The sequence below is a fragment of the Rhizobacter sp. P1_G5 genome (genome assembly GCF_056405435.1).
Genome location: NZ_JBFUCB010000432.1, coordinates 1 through 5346, shown reverse-complemented (window position 1 = coordinate 5346; position 5346 = coordinate 1). Strand labels below are relative to the sequence as shown.

Below are 5346 nucleotides of genomic sequence, written 5' to 3'. Positions count from 1 at the left end.
CACCTACGACCAGTGGATGAASAACATCCAGGACTGGTGCATCTCGCGCCAGCTSTGGTGGGGCCACCAGATCCCGGCCTGGTACGGCAGCGGCGGCGAGATCTTCGTCGCACGCACCGAAGCCGACGCGCGGGTCAAGGCCCAGGCCGCCGGCTACAGCGGCGAGTTGCGCCGCGACGAGGACGTGCTCGACACCTGGTACTCGTCGGCGCTGGTGCCGTTCTCGACGCTCGGCTGGCCCGAGAAGACGAAGGAGATGGACCTGTTCCTGCCGTCCAGCGTGCTGGTCACCGGCTACGAGATCATCTTCTTCTGGGTGGCGCGCATGATCATGATGACCACCCACTTCACCGGCCGCGTGCCGTTCCGCACCGTCTACATCCACGGCATGGTGCGCGACAGCGAAGGCAAGAAGATGAGCAAGTCCGAAGGGAACGTGCTCGACCCGGTCGACCTGATCGAGGGCCGCGACCTCGCGACGCTGGTGCAGAAATCGACCGTCGGCCTGCGCAAGCCCGAGACCGCGCCGAAGGTGGCCGCGCGCGTGAAGAAGGAGTTCCCCGACGGCATGCCGGCCTACGGCGCCGACGCGCTGCGCTTCACGATGGCCTCGTACGCGAGCCTCGGGCGCAACATCAACTTCGACACCAAGCGCTGCGAGGGCTACCGCAACTTCTGCAACAAGCTCTGGAACGCGACCAAGTTCGTGCTGATGAACTGCGAGGGCCAGGACTGCGGCCTCGCCGAGCACACCAAGGCGCAGTGCGAGCCGGGCGGCGAGTTCGCCGGCTACCTGTCGTTCTCGAAGGTCGACCGCTGGATCAGCGGCGAGCTGCAGCGCGTCGAGGCGGCGGTCGAGCAGGGCTTCAGCGACTACCGGCTCGACAACGTCGCCAACGCCATCTACCAGTTCGTCTGGACGGAATACTGCGACTGGTACCTGGAGCTCGCGAAGGCGCAGCTGCAGAACGGCGACGAGGCGGCGAAGCGCGCGACGCGGCGCACGCTGCTGCGCACGCTCGAGACGGTGCTGCGCCTGATGCATCCGATCATGCCGTTCGTGACCGCCGAGCTGTGGGACGTGGTCGCGCCGCTGGCCGGCCGCAAGGCGRCGGGCTCCGGGCAGAGCATCGTCACCGCGCCGTACCCGAAGGCGCAGCTGGAGCGCGTCGACCCGCAGGCCGATGCCTGGGTCGAGCGCTTCAAGGGCCTGGCCGGCGCGACGCGCAACCTGCGCAACGAGATGCAGGTGACCAAGCCGGTGCCGCTGTACGCGATCGGCGACAACGACTTCGTGCGCGAGGCCGCGCCGCTGCTGCAGTCGCTGATCCGGCTGTCGGGCGTGCAGGTGTTCGACGACGAGGCCGCGTTCGCGGCGGCGACGGCGCAGCTGCCGGTCTCGGTGCAGGGCGAGACGCGGATCGCGCTGCATGTCGAGATCGACGTCGCCGCCGAGCGCGAGCGGGTGGCCAAGGAGATCAAGCGCATAGAGGCCGAGATCGGCAAGTGCGACGCGAAGCTGTCGAGCGAGAGCTTCGTCGCGCGCGCGCCTCAGGCGGTGGTCGATGAAATGAAGCAGCGCCTGGTCGACTTCACGGCAACGCTGGATCGACTGCGGCATCAAGCGGAACGCCTGGGTCCGTCGTCCTGAACTCGCGCGGTGCGCCGGCCGAGATCGCGAGCAGCTCGTCGATCCGCCGGGCCACCGCCCACGAGCTGCGCAGCCGCGATTCGCGCGTGGTGCTGGCCACCCGCGGCGTGATCTGCAGCGTGTCCATGCCGCTCAGCGGCCGGCCCGGCTCCAGCGCGCCGGGCTCCAGGCTGTCGAGCCAGACGGCCGAGACGCGCCCGCTGGACAGCACGTCGGCCAGCGACTTCTCGTCGAACAGGCCCGAGTGCGCGATGCTGACGATCACCTGGTTCGGCTTGCAGAACGGCAGGAAGCGCTCGCCCAGCAGCCCGTGGTAGCGGCTGAAGTAGTTCAGCTGCACGCACACCGCATCGGACTGCTCCAGCAGCTCGCGCAGGCCCACCGGGCCGACCTGCCAGCGGTTCCACACGCTGTCGCTCGCATGCAGCGACGGGTCGTAGCCGATGAGCTTCGAGCCGAAGCCGCTCAGCATCCGGGCCATCGCCTTCGCGGCCGGCGGCATGCCGATCAGCCCGACGGTGCAGGCGCCCAGCTCGCGGCCGACCAGCATGCCGTCGGAGCCGACCACCGGCACGCGGCGCAGCAGCGACAGCAGCGCGCCGATCATGAACTCGGCCTCGGCCTGCGCGGTGGCGGTCTGGCTGCGCACCACCTCGATGCCGGCGCGCGCGCAGGCGTCGAGGTCGATGTTCTCGGCGCCGGCGCTGACCCGGCCGACCGCGCGCAGCACCGGCGCGTAGTGCAGCGCCTGCGCATCGAGCGCGACGGTGGGCGGCAGGATCAGCGCCCGCACGTTGTAGAGCGCCTGGCGGAATGCGCGGGTGTCGCGCGCCAGCTCCGGCGCCTGCCGCAGCGAATAGCGCGCATCGAGCCACTGCATGACTTCTGCTTCCAGCGGTTCGATGATCAGCAAGTCCATGCGGCTTCGAGAGGCTCTGCCCCGGTGTCACATGCCCTCCAAAGAGCCCGTGACACAATGGTTTTTGTCGACTAAATCACAGTTTAAAGGGACCAGACACACATGTTTGTCAACAAGGCGATCTTTCCGGTAGCGGGCCTCGGCACGCGATTCCTGCCCGCGACCAAGGCCCAACCGAAGGAAATGCTGCCGGTTGTCGACAAGCCCCTCATCCAGTACGCCGTCGAGGAGGCCTACGCCGCCGGGGTCCGCGAGATGATTTTCGTGACCGGCCGGCACAAGCGCCCCATCGAAGATCACTTTGACATGACCTTCGAATTGGAGGTAGCCCTCGAACAGGCGGGTAAGCAAGAGTTACTGGACGTGGTGCACAGCGTGAAGCCGGACGACATGGAGTGCGTCTACGTGCGCCAGCCGCAGGCGCTGGGCCTGGGCCATGCGGTGCTGTGCGGGCAGCGGCTGATCGGCAACGAGCCGTTCGCGGTGCTGCTGGCCGACGACCTGATGGTGGGCCAGAAGCCGGTGCTGCAGCAGATGGTCGAGCAGTTCGCCGAATGGCGCGTCTCGATGCTGGCGGTGCAGGAGGTGCCGCCGGAGCAGACGAAGCGCTACGGCATCGTCGACGGCCGCGCAGTGAACGACCGGCTGATCGACATCACCCGCATCGTCGAGAAGCCGGCGCCGGAAGAAGCGCCGTCGCGGCTGGGCGTGGCCGGGCGCTACATCCTGACGCCGGGCGTCTTCACCGAGATCGCGAACCAGCCGCGCGGCGTGGGTGGCGAGATCCAGCTGACCGACGGCATCGCCGGGCTGCTGCGCCGCGAGAAGGTGTTCGCCTACCGCTACGAAGGCCGCCGCTACGACTGCGGCAGCAAGGAAGGCTTCCTGGAGGCCAACGTGGAGTTGGCGCTGGCTCACCCGGTGCTGGGGGCGGATTTCCGGAAGTACCTGAAGAACCTGGAGTTCTAACGTCGACGCAAGAGGTGGATGAACTCGTCGTTCACCGCCTTCTGCTCGACCAGCTCGTTCCCGGTCTGCCGCGCGAACGCCTGGAAATCGCGCATCGACCCCGGGTCGGTCGCGATCACCTTCAGCAGCTCGCCGCTGTTCATGTCGGCCAGCGCCTTCTTGGCCTTCAGGATCGGCAGCGGGCAGTTCATGCCGCGGGCATCGACTTCTTTCTGCGCTTCCATCGCGAGTCCTTTCAAGTGGGTTCCACCGGCCGCGGCATCAGCTCGCGCCATTGCGGCGTGATGCCGCGCGCGGTCAGCCAGTCGGCCAGCGCATAGCCGGTGCCGGCCGGCCAGCATTGCACGGCCTCGGGGGTGAAGAGCTTGTACTCGACGAGCTCCGGCGACAACTTGATCTCGCCGCGCGCCACCGCGTGGTACGCGATGATCACCTGGTTCATCCGCTGGAAGTCGTAGGCCCCGATGATCGACAGGCGATCGACCGTCAGCGAGGTTTCCTCCATCACTTCGCGGGTGATGCCCTCCTGCGGCGTCTCGCCCGCCTCCATGAAGCCGGTGATCAGCCCGAAGTACCTGCCGGGCCAGGCGGCATTGCGCGCCAGCAGCAGCTGCCCGTCGCGATCGGCCAGCTCGATCACCGCGGCCAGCACCGGCGTCGGGTTGTTCCAGTGCGTCCAGGCGCAGGCCGGGCAGCGCAGCCGCGTCTTCGGGCCGCCGTCTTCTTCGAGCGTCACCGGCTGCAGGCCGGTCGCGCAGTTCGGGCAGAAGCGGGTGTCGTAATTCATGGTGGGCTCAGGCGGGGAAGACGCCGGTGGACAGGTAGCGGTCGCCGCGGTCGCAGACGACGAACACCAGCGTCGCGTTCTCGACCCGCCTGGCGATCTCCAGCGCCACCCAGCAGGCGCCGGCCGCCGAGATGCCGCCGAACAGGCCTTCCTCGCGCGCCAGGCGGCGCGCCATCTCCTCGGCCGCGTCCTGGCTGACGCTGACCGTCTCGTCGATGCAGCTCGGGTCGTAGATCTTCGGCATGTAGGCCTCGGGCCACTTGCGGATGCCGGGGATGCGCGAGCCTTCGGCAGGCTGCGCACCGATGATGCGGACGGCCGGGTTCTGCTCCTTCAGGAAGCGCGAGGTGCCGGTGATGGTGCCGGTGGTGCCCATCGCGCTGATGAAGTGCGTGACACGCCCGCCGGTGTCGGCCCAGATCTCGGGGCCGGTGGTCTCGTAGTGCACGCGCGGGTTGTCGGCGTTCGCGAACTGGTCGAGCACGCGGCCCTTGCCGTCGCGCTGCATCTGCTCGGCCAGGTCGCGGGCGTATTCCATGCCGCCGCTGCGCGGCGTGAGGATCAGCTCGGCACCGAAGGCCTTCATGGTCTGCGCGCGCTCGACGCTCAGGTCCTCCGGCATGATCAGCAGCATGCGGTAGCCGCGGATCGCGGCCGCCATCGCGAGCGCGATGCCGGTGTTGCCCGAGGTGGCCTCGATCAGCGTGTCGCCGGGGCGGATGTCGCCGCGCTCCTCGGCGCGCCGGATCATGCTGATGGCCGGCCGGTCCTTCACCGAGCCGGCCGGGTTGTTGCCTTCGAGCTTGGCCAGGATCACGTTGCCGCGCCGCTCGTTGTCGGCGCCCGGCAGGCGCTGCAGCCGCACCAGCGGCGTCTGTCCGATCACGTCTTCAAGGGTCTTGTACGGCGTCATGGGGTCTCCTCGCGAGATTGTCGCAGGGGGCGCTGGGTTGTTGCTCTGGCAGGGTTTCGCCCTGCCGGGCGAAATCCCGGCAACAGCCCCTACTCGGCCACCACCGC

6 protein-coding genes are annotated in these 5346 nt (G+C 68.5%); 2 read left to right on the top strand and 4 right to left on the bottom strand.

The annotated features are described in order from the left end of the window. Positions 1-1651 (top strand): class I tRNA ligase family protein (locus AC1D12_RS23740; protein WP_477843253.1); only part of this gene is annotated, 1651 nt, incomplete at its 5' end. Here AC1D12_RS23740 and AC1D12_RS23735 read toward each other — a convergent pair. Further along, the gene (locus AC1D12_RS23735) at positions 1593-2570 is read right to left on the bottom strand and encodes an NAD(P)-dependent oxidoreductase (RefSeq protein ID WP_477827319.1); all 978 of its coding nucleotides are present in this window, start codon (positions 2568-2570) and stop codon (positions 1593-1595) included. The two genes, AC1D12_RS23740 and AC1D12_RS23735, sit on opposite strands and share 59 nt — an antisense overlap. 102 nt (positions 2571-2672) lie before the next feature. Here AC1D12_RS23735 and galU point away from each other — a divergent pair, with 102 nt between their 5' ends. Continuing rightward, entirely contained in the window at positions 2673-3539 is an 867-nt protein-coding gene (gene galU, locus AC1D12_RS23730; protein WP_465113698.1) for a UTP--glucose-1-phosphate uridylyltransferase GalU, read from the top strand. On the opposite strand, the gene AC1D12_RS23725 is transcribed toward galU, so the two are convergent. From AC1D12_RS23725 to cysM, 3 genes are read right to left on the bottom strand one after another with little or no spacing between them, the layout of a single operon-like run. After that, on the bottom strand, positions 3536-3763 hold the full coding sequence (locus tag AC1D12_RS23725; protein WP_465113699.1) for a sulfurtransferase TusA family protein: 228 nt from the start codon (positions 3761-3763) through the stop codon (positions 3536-3538). The genes galU and AC1D12_RS23725 overlap by 4 nt on opposite strands. 11 nt (positions 3764-3774) lie before the next feature. Next, positions 3775-4326 carry an NUDIX domain-containing protein gene (locus AC1D12_RS23720; protein WP_047509631.1) on the bottom strand — a complete coding sequence of 184 codons (552 nt, stop codon included), beginning with the start codon at positions 4324-4326 and terminating at the stop codon, positions 3775-3777. A gap of 7 nt (positions 4327-4333) precedes the next feature. After that, positions 4334-5239, bottom strand: coding sequence for a cysteine synthase CysM (gene cysM / locus AC1D12_RS23715; RefSeq protein WP_047509633.1), 906 nt, complete (start codon positions 5237-5239; stop codon positions 4334-4336). Positions 5240-5346: the final 107 nt, after the last annotated feature.